Source organism: Bacteroidia bacterium, assembly GCA_023228875.1.
Taxonomy (GTDB): Bacteria; Bacteroidota; Bacteroidia; order NS11-12g; family UBA955; genus JALOAG01.
Genome location: JALOAG010000073.1, coordinates 1 through 2,501, shown reverse-complemented (window position 1 = coordinate 2,501; position 2,501 = coordinate 1). Strand labels below are relative to the sequence as shown.

Here is a 2,501-nt window from a genome sequence, read left to right as displayed (position 1 = left end):
CTACCACCGATGAAAATGGTTTTAGAAGAATTGGTATTTATTATTTGGTAGCGCTTGGAACTTTTTATGCTAAAAATATTGGTGACACTTTTACAATTACTTTTGAAGATGGAAGCCAAATTCAAACAATGGTTGGAGATGTCAAAGCAAATGAACATACTGATATAAACAATCAATATACTTTACATGATGGCTCTATTGTTGAATTTATTGTAGATAAATCAAAAATAAGTGATAAAATTCATTCAAGTGGTAGTTGCGCCTCAGTAATTGGAGAAGGAAAAGTAATAGAAATTAGAAAAAATAATTGACTTTTATCAATTACTATGGTATAATATTATTATATGAAGATGAAAGGAGAAAAAATGGGTAATAAGTATTTTAATGGACACTCACACACAGATATGTCAAATGTTCGTTTATTAGATAGTACTGTCAAAGTTAATGAACTAATAGACAAAGCAATAGAAATAGGTTTAGGTGGGATTGCTATTACAGATCATGAAATACTTGCAAATCATGTTAAAGCACAAAAACATCTGAAAAAACTTAGAAAAGAAGCAAAAACAGATGAAATGAAGGAAAAAGTTGATTTATTCAGACTTGTTTTAGGAAATGAAATTTACTTAACAAGAGAAGGAGTTTCAAGAACAAATTATAATAAAGGAAAAGATAGGTATTGGCATTTTATTCTTTTAGCAAAAGATAAGATAGGCCATGAGCAACTTAGACAATTAAGTTCTTTAGCTTGGAAAAGAAGTTATAGACAATATATTGAAAGAGTTCCAACTTATCCTTCAGATATTGAGGCAATTATTGGTGCAAACAAAGGGCATATAGTTGCTTCAACAGCATGCCTTGGAAGTCAGTTTGCTAATTTAGTTGTCGCCGCCCAGCGCAATCAGGAAAAGAAAGATGAACTTAATGAGTTTGTTGATTGGTGTTTAGATATTTTTGGTGAAGATTTCTATATTGAAATACAACCTTCTGAACAACAAGATCAAATTCTTTATAATACTTTAGCTATTGCTTACGCGCACAAAAGAAAAATTAAAGTAACTATCACTACCGACATTCATTATTTAACAATTGAAGATAGAAAAATTCACAAAGCTTTTCTTAATGCAAAAGATGGCGATAGAGAAGTTGATTCTTTTTACTCTGCTACGTATTTGATGTCTTGGGAAGAAATTTGCAGATATATGTCTTATATTCCAGAAAAAGAATTGGAAGAAATAAGAGAAAATACACTTGATATAATGTTTAAGTGTGAAGAATATTCTCTTGAAAGTAAGCAGGTTGTTCCAAGAACAGATGTTAAAGAAGTAGAATTAATAGAATGCCCACCCTCAAAATACACATACATAAATAAATTTTGCAATTCTTCTCATCAAGATGATAAAATATTTATTAGCCATGTTTTAAATAAACTACATGAAATTTCTATTGGAAAAGATTCAGATTGGAAACAAAAACATCTTGAAAGATTGGAAATTGAGTTAGAAGAAGTTTGGCTTGTTTCAGAACGTCTTGGAGATAGACTCTCTGCTTATTTTACAACTATGATGAAGATAATCAACATTGCTTGGGAAAAATCTGAAAGTATAGTAGGTCCAGGTAGAGGTTCTTCTTATGTTATGCTTATTTGTTATTTATTGGGCATTACACAAGCAGACCCACTAAACTCACCGGTAGAGTTACCTCACTGGAGATTTCTTCATAGAGAAAAACTTGAATTGCCTGATATTGATACTGATTTTCAAGCATCAAAAAAAGATAGAATTATTAATGACATCACTGAATTTTTTGAAAGTTTAGGTGGAAATGTTGTTCGTATTGCTACATTTGGGACAGAGACTAGCAAGGCGGCCATACAAACTGCTACAAGAGGTTTAGGTTATGAACCAGAGTTAGGAACATATCTATCTTCTTTGGTTCCAGTAGATCGTGGGCAAGTAAGAGACCTGAAATCTTGTTTTTATGGAAATGAAGAAAAAGAACAAGATCCTTCTCCTGGTTTCCGCTCAGAAATGAGTAGTTATCAAGACATTTGGAAAGTCGCTTTAGGTATTGAAGGATTAATAAGTAGACGTGGAGTCCATGCTGCTGGAATACTTATTACTAATGATGATTTTACAAAACGCAATGCTTTTATGAAAGCACCTAATGGCGTTTTAACTTCTCAATTTGAGCTACACGATAGTGAAGAAATGGGTGGCTTAAAATATGATCTTTTAGTTACTCAAGCACTTGATAAAATTGCAGTAACTCTTAATTTACTTAAAATATATGGATATATTGATTGGAAAGGCTCAATAAGAGAAACTTACAATCACTATCTTAGTCCAGATGTATTAAACTATGAGTCAAAAGAAATGTGGGATATGGCTTCAGATGGTAAAATTCTTAGTTTATTCCAATTTGATACTGCGATAGGCGGTTCAACAATTAAAGCAATTCGTCCTACTTCACTACTTGAGTTAGGTCAAGCAAACTCTCTT

Annotated in this window: 2 protein-coding genes; both read left to right on the top strand. The window is 31.8% G+C overall.

The features are described from left to right. Window positions 1-311, top strand: a 311-nt coding sequence (locus tag M0R38_13430; GenBank protein ID MCK9482738.1) for a hypothetical protein, incomplete at its 5' end; no start/stop codon positions are given. 39 nt (window positions 312-350) lie between these two features. Then, the coding region (locus M0R38_13425; GenBank protein MCK9482737.1) for a PHP domain-containing protein at window positions 351-2,501 on the top strand (2,151 nt) is incomplete at its 3' end.